This is a genomic window from Planctomycetaceae bacterium (assembly GCA_039680605.1).
Lineage (GTDB): Bacteria > Planctomycetota > Phycisphaerae > SM23-33 > SM23-33 > JAJFUU01.
In genome coordinates, this window is sequence record JBDKTA010000035.1 from 1 (window position 1) to 13,418 (window position 13,418).

At 61.5% G+C, this 13,418-nt stretch carries 19 protein-coding genes; all 19 read left to right on the forward strand.

Annotated features, from left to right (window positions below; genetic code table 11):
- Positions 1–222 (forward strand): hypothetical protein (locus tag ABFD92_10715; GenBank protein ID MEN6505003.1); only part of this gene is annotated, 222 nt, incomplete at its 5' end.
- 6 nt (positions 223–228) lie between these two features.
- Positions 229–495: a hypothetical protein gene (locus ABFD92_10720; GenBank protein ID MEN6505004.1), complete on the forward strand. Its 267-nt coding sequence runs from the start codon at positions 229–231 to the stop codon at positions 493–495.
- Positions 482–2,083, forward strand: coding sequence for a hypothetical protein (locus ABFD92_10725; protein MEN6505005.1), 1,602 nt, complete (start codon positions 482–484; stop codon positions 2,081–2,083). Before ABFD92_10720 ends, ABFD92_10725 begins: the two co-directional genes overlap by 14 nt.
- Entirely contained in the window at positions 2,083–4,293 is a 2,211-nt protein-coding gene (locus ABFD92_10730; protein MEN6505006.1) for a portal protein, read from the forward strand. Before ABFD92_10725 ends, ABFD92_10730 begins: the two co-directional genes overlap by 1 nt.
- Before the next feature lies 1 nt (position 4,294).
- Positions 4,295–4,600 (forward strand): hypothetical protein, encoded by a 306-nt coding sequence (locus ABFD92_10735; protein ID MEN6505007.1) that lies wholly within the window; start codon positions 4,295–4,297, stop codon positions 4,598–4,600.
- Complete coding sequence (locus ABFD92_10740) at positions 4,597–4,869, forward strand: hypothetical protein (protein MEN6505008.1); 273 nt, start codon at positions 4,597–4,599, stop codon at positions 4,867–4,869. Before ABFD92_10735 ends, ABFD92_10740 begins: the two co-directional genes overlap by 4 nt.
- A gap of 12 nt (positions 4,870–4,881) precedes the next feature.
- A complete protein-coding gene (locus ABFD92_10745) occupies positions 4,882–5,193 on the forward strand; it encodes a hypothetical protein (protein MEN6505009.1) in 312 nt (103 codons plus the stop codon).
- Positions 5,190–5,414 carry a hypothetical protein gene (locus ABFD92_10750; GenBank protein ID MEN6505010.1) on the forward strand — a complete coding sequence of 75 codons (225 nt, stop codon included), beginning with the start codon at positions 5,190–5,192 and terminating at the stop codon, positions 5,412–5,414. Before ABFD92_10745 ends, ABFD92_10750 begins: the two co-directional genes overlap by 4 nt.
- 8 nt (positions 5,415–5,422) lie before the next feature.
- Positions 5,423–5,635 (forward strand): hypothetical protein, encoded by a 213-nt coding sequence (locus ABFD92_10755; protein ID MEN6505011.1) that lies wholly within the window; start codon positions 5,423–5,425, stop codon positions 5,633–5,635.
- Positions 5,636–5,869: 234 nt separating this feature from the next.
- The gene (locus ABFD92_10760) at positions 5,870–6,724 is read left to right on the forward strand and encodes a hypothetical protein (GenBank protein MEN6505012.1); all 855 of its coding nucleotides are present in this window, start codon (positions 5,870–5,872) and stop codon (positions 6,722–6,724) included.
- Positions 6,725–6,891: 167 nt separating this feature from the next.
- Positions 6,892–8,115, forward strand: coding sequence for a P22 phage major capsid protein family protein (locus ABFD92_10765; GenBank protein ID MEN6505013.1), 1,224 nt, complete (start codon positions 6,892–6,894; stop codon positions 8,113–8,115).
- A 62-nt stretch (positions 8,116–8,177) separates the two neighbouring features.
- The gene (locus tag ABFD92_10770; GenBank protein ID MEN6505014.1) at positions 8,178–8,474 is read left to right on the forward strand and encodes a hypothetical protein; all 297 of its coding nucleotides are present in this window, start codon (positions 8,178–8,180) and stop codon (positions 8,472–8,474) included.
- The gene (locus tag ABFD92_10775) at positions 8,471–9,187 is read left to right on the forward strand and encodes a hypothetical protein (GenBank protein MEN6505015.1); all 717 of its coding nucleotides are present in this window, start codon (positions 8,471–8,473) and stop codon (positions 9,185–9,187) included. The genes ABFD92_10770 and ABFD92_10775 overlap by 4 nt, the downstream gene beginning before the upstream one ends.
- Positions 9,188–9,196: 9 nt before the next feature.
- Positions 9,197–10,909 carry a hypothetical protein gene (locus tag ABFD92_10780; GenBank protein ID MEN6505016.1) on the forward strand — a complete coding sequence of 571 codons (1,713 nt, stop codon included), beginning with the start codon at positions 9,197–9,199 and terminating at the stop codon, positions 10,907–10,909.
- 7 nt (positions 10,910–10,916) lie between these two features.
- On the forward strand, positions 10,917–11,378 hold the full coding sequence (locus tag ABFD92_10785) for a hypothetical protein (GenBank protein MEN6505017.1): 462 nt from the start codon (positions 10,917–10,919) through the stop codon (positions 11,376–11,378).
- Positions 11,378–11,707, forward strand: a complete 330-nt coding sequence (locus ABFD92_10790) for a hypothetical protein (GenBank protein ID MEN6505018.1) — start codon at positions 11,378–11,380, stop codon at positions 11,705–11,707. Before ABFD92_10785 ends, ABFD92_10790 begins: the two co-directional genes overlap by 1 nt.
- A gap of 8 nt (positions 11,708–11,715) precedes the next feature.
- Positions 11,716–12,486, forward strand: coding sequence for a hypothetical protein (locus ABFD92_10795; protein MEN6505019.1), 771 nt, complete (start codon positions 11,716–11,718; stop codon positions 12,484–12,486).
- Positions 12,487–12,496: 10 nt separating this feature from the next.
- A complete protein-coding gene (locus ABFD92_10800; protein MEN6505020.1) occupies positions 12,497–13,168 on the forward strand; it encodes a DNA transfer protein p32 in 672 nt (223 codons plus the stop codon).
- 11 nt (positions 13,169–13,179) lie between these two features.
- Positions 13,180–13,418 (forward strand): hypothetical protein (locus tag ABFD92_10805; protein ID MEN6505021.1); only part of this gene is annotated, 239 nt, incomplete at its 3' end.

A 13,418-nucleotide genomic window follows, 5' to 3' on the forward strand; every position in this document is an offset into this window, starting at 1 on the left:
GGCTTCAACAAGCCCAAGCGCACGCCGTCTCACCCGACCAAGAGCCATGCGGTTCTCGCCAAGGACGGCGACCAGACCAAACTGATCCGCTTCGGGCAGCAGGGCGTCAAGGGCTCGCCCGATGGCACGAAGCGCAACGAAGCCTTCAAGGCGCGCCACGCTGGCAACATCGCCAAGGGCAAGATGAGCGCTGCCTATTGGGCAGACAAGGTTAAGTGGTAAACTGAAATGGCAGTAGGCAGAAAAACCGGCGGTCGCAGGAAGGGCGTCCCCAACAAGGCCACCACCGAACGGCAGAAGGCAGTCGCCGAAAGCGGGTTGACGCCTCTCGAATACATGCTTGCCGAAATGCGGGACGAGAACAACCCGAAAGACGTTCGCCTCGACGCGGCCAAATCGGCAGCTCCCTACGTCCACCCCAAGCTGGCGGCAGTCGAGTTCAAAGGCGATTTGCAGGTATGGATGCACGAAGAGGCGCTAGGTGAGCTTGAGTGAACGGGAAAAGCAGATCCGGCGCCGGTTGCGCGACGATTTTTCCCACTACGCCCCTCGCTGCCTCAAGATCAGGCCGAAAGACCCTCGTCTAGGCCCGCAGCCGTTCACGCTCAACAAGGCGCAACTCTATCTCCACGGACGTCTGCAAGCCCAGATCGAACGGATGGGCAAGGTTCGGGCGCTGGTGCTCAAGGGGCGCCAGCAAGGCGTGTCGACCTACATCGGCGGCCGGTTCTACTGGCGCACCACCCACAACCGGGGCATGCGCTGCTTCATCCTGACCCACGAGCAGGACGCCACCGACAACCTGTTTGGCATGGTCGACCGGTTTCATGAACATTGTCCGGCTTTGGTCAAGCCATCAACCGGGGCATCGAACGCCAAGGAGTTGTATTTCAACCGGCTGGAGAGCGGTTACGCGGTCGGCACGGCGGGGACAAAAGCTGTAGGGCGGTCGCAGACCATCCAGTTGTTTCACGGCTCTGAGGCTGCCTTCTGGCCCAATGCGTCGACGCACTTCGCTGGTGTCATCCAGGCAATCCCGGACACCCCGGGAACAGAGATCGTGCTGGAAAGCACTGCAAACGGGGTAGGCGGTGAGTTCCACGAACGCTGGCAACAGGCTGAAGCTGGCATAGGGGATTACGAAGCGATCTTCATCCCGTGGTTCTGGTCCGATGAGTATCGGCGCCCGGTGCCGCCCGATTTCGTCATGAGCGAGGAAGAAGCGGCCTATCAGGCGGCGCATGACCTCGACATGGAACAAATGGCATGGCGACGCAACAAGATCGCGGAACTGAAGGACGACATGCTGTTCAAGCAGGAGTACCCGGCGACCGCCGCTGAGGCGTTCCAGATGACGGGGCACGACAGTTTCATCAAGGCGCCATCGGTGCTGGCGGCACGCAAGGCCAATCTTGAAGCCATCGGCCCGCTGGTGCTTGGCGCTGACCCGGCCCGGTTCGGCGATGACCGGTTCTCGCTGGCGCGCCGGCAGGGCCGCAAGGTTCTGCGGCTCGAAAGCAAGACGAAACTCGACACGGTCGCAGGGGCCAACTGGCTCAAGCAGGTGACGGACGAAGAAAAGCCGACGCGGGGCTTTATCGACGTAGGTGGGCAGGGCGCCGGGGTGTTCGATCTGCTGAAGGCGTGGGGCTATGCGTTTGACCCCAGCAAGCCGAACGATCATCGCGGCGTCTGGGTGCCGATTGATTTTAGCGGCTCGCCACAACAGGCGGATCTGATCCTGCCGAGCGGTGAGAAGCGGCCGGGACCATTCAATCGCCGCGCGGAAATGTGGATGCGTTCGCGCGACTGGCTTGAAGAAGCGGGCGGCGCGGACATCCCAGATTCAGACAGCCTCCAGGCCGACGCCTGCGGCCCCGGATACCACTACAATGCCAACAGCTATCTGCTGCTGGAAAGCAAAGAACACATGCGCCAGGTGCGCAAGCTCCGCAGCCCCGATGAGTGGGACGCGGTAGCGCTGACGTTCGCTGAGCCTATCGGTGGAACGCGAGCAAAACCGAAGATTGACCTAATGCCGGCGATCGATCTTCGCGGCGCGAATAATTGGATGGGTGGCTAATGGCCGACGAAGATACCAGCGGCCTCACTGGCGACGCGAAGATCATCGCGGAAGCCAAGAAGCGCTTCGAATACTGCCAAGCGTGGGAAGCCGACTATCGCGAGAAAGAGGGCCACGACCTCAAGTTCGCGAACGGCGACCCTGAGAACAACTGGCAGTGGGAGGAGCAGCTCCGCACCTATCGGCAGGACCGCAACAAGCCGTGCCTGACGATCAACAAGGTGCGCCAGCACAACCTACAGGTGATCAATGACGCCAAGCAGAACAAGCCGGGCGTCAACATTCGGCCGGTTGGCGACGGCGCCACCTATCAGGCCGCTCAGGTCTTTGAAGGCGTTGTGCGGCATATCGAGTACATTTCGAATGCCGAGGTGGCCTATGATACCGCGACCATGTTCCAGGTTGAAAGCGGCACGGGCTACTGGCGCGTTATCCACGACTATCTGCCCGAGAGCTTTGATCAGGAAATCTACATCCGCCGGATCAAGGACCCGGATTCGGTTTACCTCGACCCCGACATTAACGAGGTCGACGGCTCCGATGCGCGTTATGGCTTCGTATTTGAGGACGTGCCGCGCGACGAATTCGAAAAGCAGTATCCGAAGTTCAAGGAGGATGGCGGCTCTACCGTCCTCGGCAGCGCCAACGATGGTTGGATCAGCAGCGAGCACGTTCGGGTCGCGGAGTACTACACCAAGGAACAGAAGCGTGACCGTCTGGTTGCCTTCATCGATCCCTTTACCGGCGCTCAGATCATCAAACTGTGGAGCAAGTTGAAGCCGGAAGCGCGCGAAGTTTACGAAGGCCAGAAGGAAGCCGATCCCGCAGCCGTCTCCGAGCGCAGCGTCCTCCGCGACAACATCATGTGGTACAAGATTGCGGGGAACAAGATTGTGGATCGTCGGGAGTGCCCCGGCACCTATATCCCGATTGTTCGCGTCATCGGCGAAGAGACCATCATTGACGGGAAGATGGACCGCAAGGGCCACACCCGGTACATGAAAGACGCCCAGCGCATGTACAACTACTGGTCGTCGGAAGCGACGGCGCAGGTGGCGCTCCAGACCAAGACGCCGTGGGTTGTGCCTGCCGAGGGCATTGAAAATCTTGAGGAGTACTGGAGCCGCGCCAACGTCGATAACGCGGCCGTGCTCCCGTACAACATGTACACCGAAGACGGGAAACAGCTTGGCAAGCCGGATCGCGTGCAACCGCCGGTAATGGCCAGTGCTTATGTTCAGGGCATGCAGATCACCCAGAACGAGATGATGATGTCCTCGGGGCAATATCAGTCCCAGTTCGGGCAGAACGAGAACGCCACGTCGGGCCGCGCCATCAATGAGCGCCAGCGTCAGGGCGATAACGCGACGTACCACTTCATCGACAATCTTGGCATTGCCATCCGGTTCACCGGCAAGATCCTCATCCAGTGGATTCCGCTGATTTACGACACGCAGCGCGTGGTCAAGATCATGGCCAAGGACGGCACCGAGAGCGAGGTCCAGATCGACCCGCAGCAGCCTGCGGCGGTTATTGAGCAGCAAGTTGCGGAGAAAGAGGCGTCCGTCATCTTCAACCCGAATGTGGGGCGCTACGAAGTGCAGGCCGATGTTGGCCCGGGCTACGCCACACGTCGACAGGAAGCCTTCAACGCCATGACGCAGATCGCGGCGCAGAACAAGGAATTCATGCAGATCGGCGGCGACCTGCTGTGGAAGGCGGCGGATTTCCCGATGGCCGATGAGCTTGCCGAGCGGTGGCAGAAGACTATTCCGCCGGCACTGCTTGGCGATGGGCCAAATCCGGCCGAACAGAAGCTGGGCCAGCAACTCGACCAGGCCATGGGCATGATCGAGGAGCTTCAGGGTAAGCTCAAGGACCAGGAAGTCGACAAGGCCGTCAAGGTGCAGGATTCCAACATTCGCGGGTTCGATGCCGAGACCAAGCGCATTGCCGCAATCGGGAACGCTGGCCCGTATGTGACCATGGATCAGGTGCAGCCGCTCATCATGCAGACGATCATGCAGATGCTCGGCAATGGCGCGCCCGGTGAGGGCGGTTTGCCCATGCCGGCGCCAAGTATGCCGGAACCCGCTCCGATGCCGCCCATGGGGCAGAATTTGCCACCGGAGAACGGTTTCGTCCCCGAGCCGATGATGCCGGGCGCGCCGCCGATGCCGCCGGGCGCATTCCCGCAGGGAGGGTTCTGAAATGCAGAGCAACGTTCGCGCCGGGGACGTCCCGGAGCTCATTCGCAAGACCGCCGAGGAATTCTGCGGCGCGTTCTATGACGGTCCCCGCACGGCCAAGTTCCGGCATATTGGGGTATCTCAGAAGGCGTTCATTCGTCGGCACTGGGGGGAATACGTGCCGCAGGCCGTTGAGGTGCTGTCCTCGATGCTGGGCATGGAAGGCGTCCCCGACAACCAGAAGACCGAAATCTACGATGCGCTGATCTCGCTTCAGATGCTGGTGCGGGAAGGCAAGAACGACCTGTCACTGGGAAGATGGAAATGAAAGCACCGAAAGTAAGCGCGGCGCCGCTGCGCAAGGCCGGCGGCAAGCCGACAAACGAGAAGATGCCCACGTCTGGGACCATCGTCAAAGGTGGCGTGACGAGAGGAAAGGGGCCGTCGATTGCCCCGGATCGTCGCTGGGAAGTCGAGGACGCGATGCGCACCATCATGCGCGCCGAGGAACTGAAGGCCAATTCGTCGCTGATGCGCGATGTTCGGAAACATGCCGCCGAGCAGGCCAAGCGCATGGAAACGGTGTGCAAGAAGTGAGGGCCATCTGAAATGGCGCGCGTCAAATCGAACAACATGCCTTGGCCTCTGGTCAACAAGAAGACGGTCGGTCGCGGCGGCGGCGCTCCGGGCAGCTATAAGGCTGGCAAGGATGACGCGTCAGTGTCCAGCGCCAAGGAAGCAAAGGCAGCGGCCGACGCCAAGGCTTACATGAAGACGAACCCGGGCCCCGCTGGCAAGGTCGGCGCGCAGAACATCATGGCCGACTACGACGCAAAGCAGAAGGTCGGAACCTCGAAATATCGTGAGCGCAACCGCTCAACTGCCCCCGCGAAAGCCCCGCGCAAGGCGGTGGGCAAGTGATGCGCCTTATGGACCGGGCGTTGCTGGACAAGTGGGAAGCAGCCGAGCGGTCCGAGCCGGGGCGCTTCGCTCGCCCGTTCATTCTTGGGCAGCACGACGATGAGAACGACCGCGCAAAGGCTGCTCTGATGGGATTGGGGCTGATGGTCCGGGCGATTGACGGCGAGCCTGAGATGCAGCCGTTGCTGTCGCTTCTGGCGTCTAACGAGGGCCAGAACTGATGCGCCGCATGTCCGCTGTGACCGCCGAGCAGTTCAACCAGTTCCTTGTCGAGCACCCTGACCTTGAACAGCGCCGCGTCGGCGGGACGGTCTGCTACGTCGAGGCTGGGGAGTGGCCTGACAATCTGGTCGCGAGCTTTGTGCCTGCTGGCGGCATTCGCAGGCGGGACGGCGCATGGCGCGTAGGTGTGGACGAGTTAGATGCCGAACCGCTGTCCTGAGTGCGACGGTCGCGGCATTCAAGGGCCGCACTTTCCATCCATTGGCGAGCGCGCCGAGGACTTCATCTGCAAGCGGTGTGATGGCAGCGGCTACGTCACGCCGGCATGGGGGCCGCCACGCAAACCCGAAATCAAGAACCCCGCCACAGCCGGGTAATGCTGTGCCGCACCGACGCGGTTCGTCGGGCTCTCGTACTGGTGCGTTCACCAGGCTAACCCACAGGGTTCCCCTACATGTCCGAAGAAAATGTGGATGCCGTCACCGGTAGCCAGCCGACCATGCCTGCCGAAACGATTGCCACCGAATCCGCTTCTGTCGGCGGCGCGACTGACGTTCCCGTTGAGGAAGCCGAGCCGACTTCTGAGGCGGAGGCCGCCCCTGCAACGCAGCAGGAAGCAGAAGCCGCCGAACCATCGGACGCTGGCGATGCGAAGCCGGAAAAGATGGACTGGCGCGAGCGTCGCCGCATTGAGGAGACCAACAAGCGCAAGGCCGCCGAAGCCGAGCTGGAAAAGGCACGAGCCGAGCTGGCGAAGCTGAGAGGCACCCCCGCTCCAGACGCCACGCAGCCCACAGGCGCCGCGAAGACGGAGGCCGAAATCCGCGCCGAGGCTGTCCAGCAGGCCAAGCTTGAGCTGGCTATGGAAGCGCAGCAGGAAGCCTTCCACAAGGCCACTGGGCGCGTGCTTGAGGCCGGCCGCGCCGACTACCCGGATTTCGACGCCAAGCGTGCCGAGATGATCACCTATTTCGGCGACCATCTGGCGCAGCGTCCCGACTTCTTCGAGGCCATTGTCGACCTCGAAAACGGCCATGACGTGTTCTATGCGCTCGCAAAGGACCCGGAGCAGGCCGAGCAGATCCTGACGATGCCGCCGGTCAAGATGGCGCTGAAGCTGTCTCAGCTTTCGTCGTCCATCTCCAAGCCGTCCACCTCGGCGCCCCCGAAACCAATCTCGCGCGCTCCTGCCCCGATCACGCCGGTCGGCGGAACGCCGCAGTACACGGATCGTCTCGATGACGAGGCCGCGCCCATGGACAAATGGGCAGGCCAGTTTCTCAAGCAGATGGCCGGTCGCGGCCGATAAGGCGCTGCGACTGACCACAGACTAAGCCGACCCGCAGGGATACGCGGGGCTCACCGCACCGGACGGAATGCCGGGTAGCGCTCGAAAATCTTCGGTCACGGGCACCGAAAACAACTGCTGCGGAAAGGCAGCAATCCCCTCATCCGTGACCCAAAGGAGCGCTCCCTATGGCTGGGAACTCTATTCTCACTATCGACATGATCACCCGTGCGGCCGTGTCGCTGTTCAAGAACAGCAACATGTTCATCCGCAATATCGACACGCAGTACGATAGCCAGTTCGCTATCGACGGCGCCAAGATCGGTGATACCCTGCGCATCCGCCTGCCGAACGACTTCACTGTCCGTACCGGCACCGCGATCAGCATCCAGGACACTGCGGAAAAGTACACTTCGCTGGCCCTCGCCACTCAGAAGGGCGTTGACGTGGCGTTCTCGACCGCTGAACGCACCCTGAAGTTGGACGACTATTCCGAACGCGTCCTGCTGCCGATGATGAACGACCTCGCCGGCAACATCGCTGCCGACATCATGTCGGACGTTGAAGGCAATGTCTGCAATCTGGTGGCCAACACCGATGGCTCGGGCAACATCATCAACCCGACGTCCTCGACGTTCCTCCGGGCTCAGGCCGCGCTCAACGACAACTCTGCCCCGCAGATGCCCGGCCGCAAGGTCGCGCTGGAGCAGTACACCGAGGCGGCTATCGTCAACTCGCTGACTGGCCTGTTCAACCCGTCTCAGGCGATCACCGACCAGTACCAGACTGGCCAGATGAAGAATGCCCTCGGGTTCGACTTCTTCATGGACCAGACCGTCATCAAGCACACCACCGGCTCGTTCACTGCCGGCACGGTGTCGGGTGCGGGTCAGACCGGCTCGACCATCACCACGTCGGCCATCACCGGCACGCTCAAGAAGGGTGACATCATCACCATTCAGGGCGTCAACGCGGTGAACTGGGTGACCAAGGAATCGACGGGGCGCCTGCGTCAGTTCGTCGTGACTGCGGACGTTGCCAGCGGCGGCACTTCGATCTCGGTCTATCCGTCCATCGTCCCCCCGGTGAACGGCAGCAAGGTCCAGTATCAGTCGGTCGACTCCAGCCCGGCCAGCGGCGCGAACCTCTATCTCGCCACGCCGGCTGACAGCACCTACATCAAGAACGTCGCCTACTCCCCCAAGGCCGTCACCATGGCCACGGCGGACCTCGTTCTGCCCCGTGGTGTCCATGAAGCCGCCCGTCGCGTCTATGACGGCATCTCCATGCGCATGATCACGGACTACGTGCTTGGCACCGACCAGCTCGCGACCCGCCTTGACGTGATCTACGGCAAGACCTGGCTGCGTGGCCAGTGGGGCGTCATCGTGGCCGATACCGTCACCACCTGACCTGACAACCAAGAACCGGCGGCCCGCTTCGGTGGGCCGCTGCATCCCCAAGGAGTGCGACAATGTCCTATATCTTTCAGGAATATCCCAAGTGGGTTCGCGCCGCTGGGGTGCCAGACAAGCTGGTCAAGACCGAGGACGAGGAGCGTGCATTCTTCGAGGCGCTGCCCCCGATCAAACCCGCGCCGAAACTGCCGCAGCTCGATCATGACGGCGATGGAGAGCCCGGCGGCTCAACTGCCCCGGACGAAGACGTGGCCGATCTGCGCAAGGCCTATCAGGCCAAGTTCGGCAAGCGCCCGTTCCCCGGCTGGAAGGCCGACAAGCTGAAGTCCATGATTGAAGGCACCGACGCATGACAACCGCAGGCGAACTCATCGGGCTTTCACTCCGGGAGGCCGGCGTCGTCGGTATTGGGCAGCAGCCCATGGCCACCGATTTCAACGACGCGATGCGCATCTTGAACGCCATGATGGCGCAGTGGCGCCGCCGTCGCTGGCTGGTCTATTGCCTTGTCGAGACGGTCGTTCAGGCCAATGGAAGCCTGTACTACACGGTCGGCCCGGGCGGCGATTTCAACATGGTGCGCCCCGATACCATCGAGAGCGCGTTCTTTCGCCAGAACGTCAGCACAGAGCCCAACAATGTCGATTACCCGCTGAAGCCGCTGCCGGCGCGGGAAAATTACAACGAGATTGCGCTCAAGTCCTTGGCTTCGTTCCCGCAGGTGTACTTTTACGAGTCCGGCTGGCCGATGGGCAAGCTGTACGTCTGGCCCCTGCCGAATTCCAGCTACGAGCTGCATATCAGCACCAAGGCCGTGCTCCAGCAGTTTGATGGGCTGACTGAGGAAATCAACCTGCCGCCCGAGTACGAGGAGGCGCTGCATTACAATCTGGCCGTGCGTCTGAAGCCGCTCTACGGCCTTCCGCCCGACCCGACAATCAACAATCTGGCGAAAATCGCGCTGAACACGATCAAGAACTCGAATGCGCAGATTCCGCTGATGACGATGCCGCAAGACCTCATCAAAGGGTCGAATTACAATATCTATAGCGACAGCTCATATTGAGGTCTGCCAATGCGTGTTCCATTGCTTGGCGGGGCTTATGAGAGCCGGTCTGTTATTGCATCCGCTCAAGAATCCATCAATCTGTACTCCGAGAAAAACCCGGAGGATGGCCAGCCGACCGTTCCGGCCACGTCCTACCCGACGCCGGGCCTCGAACTGCTTGCGTCGCCGCCCTACATCGAATCCATGCGCACGGCCTATCGTGCCAGCAATGGGCAGTTGTACAACGTCATCGGCCCGAACGTGTATTTCATCAGCGACACGCTGGATTACACCTTCCTCGGCTCGATCCCAAACAACACCACGCCGGTCTGGTTCAGTGACAACGGGCAGGTGATCGTGCTGGTCGATGGCAGCTCAGCGGGTTGGGCTATCGACATGACGTCGAATGCCTTTGACGCCATCAGCGACACGTCGTTCTATGGCGGGATCTCCGCAGCCTACCAGGACACGTATTTCATCTTCAACCGGCCCGACACGCCGCAGTTCTACATCTCCCTGAGCAATGTGACTTTCGACATGCTCACCGGGACCGTGGGCGCGATCTACGAGGGTTCGATCATTTCGGGTGGCACGCTCTACGTCAGCGCCACTTATACCAGTGTTCCGCTGACTGGGGGCACGGGAACGGGTGCTGAGGCGACGATCACGGTCACGGGCGGCGTGGTTACTGCGGTCACGATCACTGCCGAGGGGCAGGATTACGAGATTGGCGACGTGCTGAGCGCCAGCAACACCAACCTCGGCGGCGCGGGCTCGGGCTTCAGTTACTCGGTTGACGGCATCCGGGGTTATGCGTTCGATCCGCTGGACATCGCGGCAAAGACCGGTTCGGCCGACAACATCGTTGCGGCGCCGGTCGTCCATGGCGAACTCTGGCTTGTGGGTGAGCTGGCGACCGAGGTCTGGTACGACGCAGGGGCCGCAGATTTTGCCTACCAGCGCATTCAGGGCGCCTATGTGGACCATGGTTGCGCCGCGCCGTACTCGATTGCCAGCGTCGATATTTCGCTGCTCTGGCTGTCTCAGGACAAGCAGGGCTATGCCATCGTCGTGATGACGGATGGCTACAATGTGCGCCGGGTCTCGCCGCACGCGCTGGAACAGGAATGGCAGCAGTACGAGATCATCTCGGACGCCATCGCCTATGTGCATCAAATCGAGGGGCACGCGTTCTACGTCCTGACGTTCCCGACTGCGGATCGGACCTATTGCTATGACCTAACCACCGGTCAATGGCATCGCCGGGCATCGATCGACAACAACGGCGTGCTGCACCGGCATCGGTCCAACTGCTTCGCCTTCGCCTACGGCTACAATCTGGTTGGCGACTACCAGAACGGCAACCTCTACAATCTGACGAATGCGGTGTTCACGGACAATGGCACGGCAATTCCGCGGATCAGGCGGTTTCCGCATCTTGTCGAGGACGGCAAGCGCGTCATCTACGACAGCTTCCAAGCCGATATGGCGACGGGGCAGATTGAGGGCGGCGACAGCGGCAATCCCCCGCAGCTTACCCTGCGGTGGAGCGACAACAAGGGTTTTAGCTTCGGCAATGGCGTCATGCAGTCCATGGGCGCAACGGGGCAGTACCTGACATCGCCGCAGTGGAATCGGCTCGGGATGGCCCGCGACCGGGTGTTTGAAATCTCGTGGTCTGCGAACACGGATACGGCGCTGCAAGGGTGCTGGGTTCGGTTCCGGCCGTGCCTGACGTGAGGGGTTGATGCAAGTTCTTGAGGCCGCCATCCCGTATGGGCTGCACCATCCCATCATTCCGATTGATGGCAGTCCGTGGATTGTAGTGGGATCGACTGCTCACCCCGGCGGCATGGCGTCCTCGTTCGATATCCATTTCAACGGCGATGATCCCACGCACGAGTTTCTCGACCCGTCCGAATGGAGCCCGTTGCCAAATGCCAAAAAGCTAGCGGCGACCTATAATCGGCCCTTCGAGAAGGCGTTCCGACTCCGCATTCGCCGGGCGACAGATGCGGGTTCGATCTTGCAGGTGATGGCGCCGCATTGGGAGGCTGCAGACCTCTTGTGGCTGGCTCGGCAAATCCAGGCCGCGCCGGGCGACGACCATCACATGCGAGATGGCGTCTATAGCTACTATCCTGATGGGCACACTGTGCGCGGCCCGCAGGTCTGGAAAAACGGCACGTTCTGGCTGCGGTGCTCCTGATGTCAGCGGCAATCGTCCCGTCGTCAAAGCAGAAGATGGTGACCCCGGAAGGCACCGTAACACCAGAATATCAGCGTTTCTTCAACGCGATTGCTGGCTCTGCAACGCCATTCGCCTCGGTCACGCGCACCAGTTCGCCCATGTCCTACACCGCCAGCGGATCGGGGCATCTCAACATCAACGGCGGATCGATCAGCGGGCTTTCGCTTCGTCGCGCCGGCTCCACGATCACGCTTTCGGCCACCACTCTGATGATCCCGATGAGCAACGGTGACTTGGTGACGATCACCTACACCGGCTCACCGACACTGACTTTCATCCCCGCTTAGGAGCTTCCGTGAAGCACCAGAACCTTTGCGTCAGCCGGGTCTACTCGGCGGACCTGCTGAACCATGTCGTCAACCATCCAGAAGTCAGACCGTGGGTCGGCTTTCCGTGGCTGGGCAGGCTGGATCTGACGCAGGCGGTCGCCGATCCGCGCAACGTGCTGCTGATGGCGGAAGGCGGCGGGTTTCTGTTCATCCAGCAAGAGCCCGGCATCTACGAGGTACACAGCCAGTTCCTCCCGGATCATCGAGGCGAGAACGTCATTGCAGCGGCCCGTGACGCCGAAAGGTTCATGTTCACGAGGACCGATTGCATCGAAATCAGGTCGAAGGTGCCGCACGGCAATGTCGCGGCGTCCGCCTTCGCCAGAAAGATGCGCTACGAGCTGCAATTCGAACGCACGCACGGATGGCCGACCGCTGAGGGTCTGGTGCCCTGCAAATACTACGCCCGGTCCATCACGCAATGGGCCAACCAGGCGGACGAACTCAAGGCCACGGGCCATTTTTTCCACGAGAAACTTGAGGCGGCAAAGATTGCGGCCGGGTCGCAAATGCCGATCCACGAGGATGATGACGCCCATGACCTCTATGTCGGCGCCACGGTTGAAATGATCGCGGCGGGGCAGATTGCCAAGGCGTTAGGCTTTTACGCCCGGTGGGCGGCTTTCGCGGGCTACGGGCCCATTGCCGTCATCGCAGACAACCCAGTCGTTATCGACATCGGCGACGCGCTTCTGGCGGTTCGCGGGGACGATTTCGACGTCATTTTGACCAGATAGGAGACGGGCCATGCCGGTCGGGGCGTTGGTAGGATCAGCGGTCGTCGGTGCGGGTACATCCCTCATTGGCGCCAATATGCAAAAGCAGGCCACGGACAAGGCGTCCAAGGTCCAGCAGAAGATGTACGACACGACGCGCGCCGATCTGGCCCCCTATCGTGTCGCTGGCGAGCAGGGCACAAACGCCCTGATGGGAGCGCTTCCCGAACTGACGAGCCAGATCAACCTGGATCAGGCATGGTTGCAGCAGACGCCCGGCTATCAGTTCAATCTTCGGCAAGGGCTGAAGGGCGTTCAGAGCAGTGCAGCGGCGCGTGGCCTCGGCTCGTCCGGCGCTGCCCTCAAGGGCGCGGCGGGGTATGCAACCGGGCTGGCGGATTCAACCTATCAGAACCAGTTCAGCAACGAAATGGCGCAGCGGGAAGCGCGGTATAATCGCCTGATGGGCGTGTCGCAGCTCGGGCAGAACGCAGCGGCGCAGACCGGTGCCTACGGTACTCAGACCGCCTCGAATATCGGCAACAATCTCATCGGCGGCGGCAACGCCATGGCGGCTGGACTCACCGGGGCCGGCAATGCCCTGATGAGCGGGGCGCAGAACTACGCCGGCTACAATTACGCTCAGCAGATGCTCAATCGCGGGCAGGGCAACATGTACTCGCCTCCCGGCGGCATCTACTAAGGGGATAAGACATGGCTGAAGTCGATACCTCGATCTTTCCCAAGGCGCCCCCTCCGGGCCAGTGGATGGACACGGCTGGCGGCGTGATTGGCATCGCCAACGCAGCGGAACAGAACCGGCTACTCCAGACCCAGAACAAGCAGACCCAGCTTGATCTGGTGCAGGATCAGGTCGGCAAGCTGGTGGACACGTTCTCGGCCCTTGCCGCCGATCCGAACCTATCGGTGCAGACCATTCAGCAGCAGGGCGC

Bases quoted from the DNA above. Each gene is read 5' to 3' on its own strand.
- ABFD92_10745 (MEN6505009.1), top strand. From the start codon at position 4,882: ATGGCGCGCGTCAAATCGAACAACATGCCTTGGCCTCTGGTCAACAAG.
- ABFD92_10735 (MEN6505007.1), top strand. From the start codon at position 4,295: ATGCAGAGCAACGTTCGCGCCGGGGACGTCCCGGAGCTCATTCGCAAG.
- ABFD92_10790 (MEN6505018.1), top strand. From the start codon at position 11,378: ATGTCAGCGGCAATCGTCCCGTCGTCAAAGCAGAAGATGGTGACCCCG.
- ABFD92_10740 (MEN6505008.1), top strand. From the start codon at position 4,597: ATGAAAGCACCGAAAGTAAGCGCGGCGCCGCTGCGCAAGGCCGGCGGC.
- ABFD92_10720 (MEN6505004.1), top strand. From the start codon at position 229: ATGGCAGTAGGCAGAAAAACCGGCGGTCGCAGGAAGGGCGTCCCCAAC.
- ABFD92_10770 (MEN6505014.1), top strand. From the start codon at position 8,178: ATGTCCTATATCTTTCAGGAATATCCCAAGTGGGTTCGCGCCGCTGGG.
- ABFD92_10785 (MEN6505017.1), top strand. From the start codon at position 10,917: ATGCAAGTTCTTGAGGCCGCCATCCCGTATGGGCTGCACCATCCCATC.
- ABFD92_10755 (MEN6505011.1), top strand. From the start codon at position 5,423: ATGTCCGCTGTGACCGCCGAGCAGTTCAACCAGTTCCTTGTCGAGCAC.
- ABFD92_10780 (MEN6505016.1), top strand. From the start codon at position 9,197: ATGCGTGTTCCATTGCTTGGCGGGGCTTATGAGAGCCGGTCTGTTATT.
- ABFD92_10800 (MEN6505020.1), top strand. From the start codon at position 12,497: ATGCCGGTCGGGGCGTTGGTAGGATCAGCGGTCGTCGGTGCGGGTACA.
- ABFD92_10730 (MEN6505006.1), top strand. From the start codon at position 2,083: ATGGCCGACGAAGATACCAGCGGCCTCACTGGCGACGCGAAGATCATC.
- ABFD92_10760 (MEN6505012.1), top strand. From the start codon at position 5,870: ATGTCCGAAGAAAATGTGGATGCCGTCACCGGTAGCCAGCCGACCATG.
- ABFD92_10775 (MEN6505015.1), top strand. From the start codon at position 8,471: ATGACAACCGCAGGCGAACTCATCGGGCTTTCACTCCGGGAGGCCGGC.
- ABFD92_10765 (MEN6505013.1), top strand. From the start codon at position 6,892: ATGGCTGGGAACTCTATTCTCACTATCGACATGATCACCCGTGCGGCC.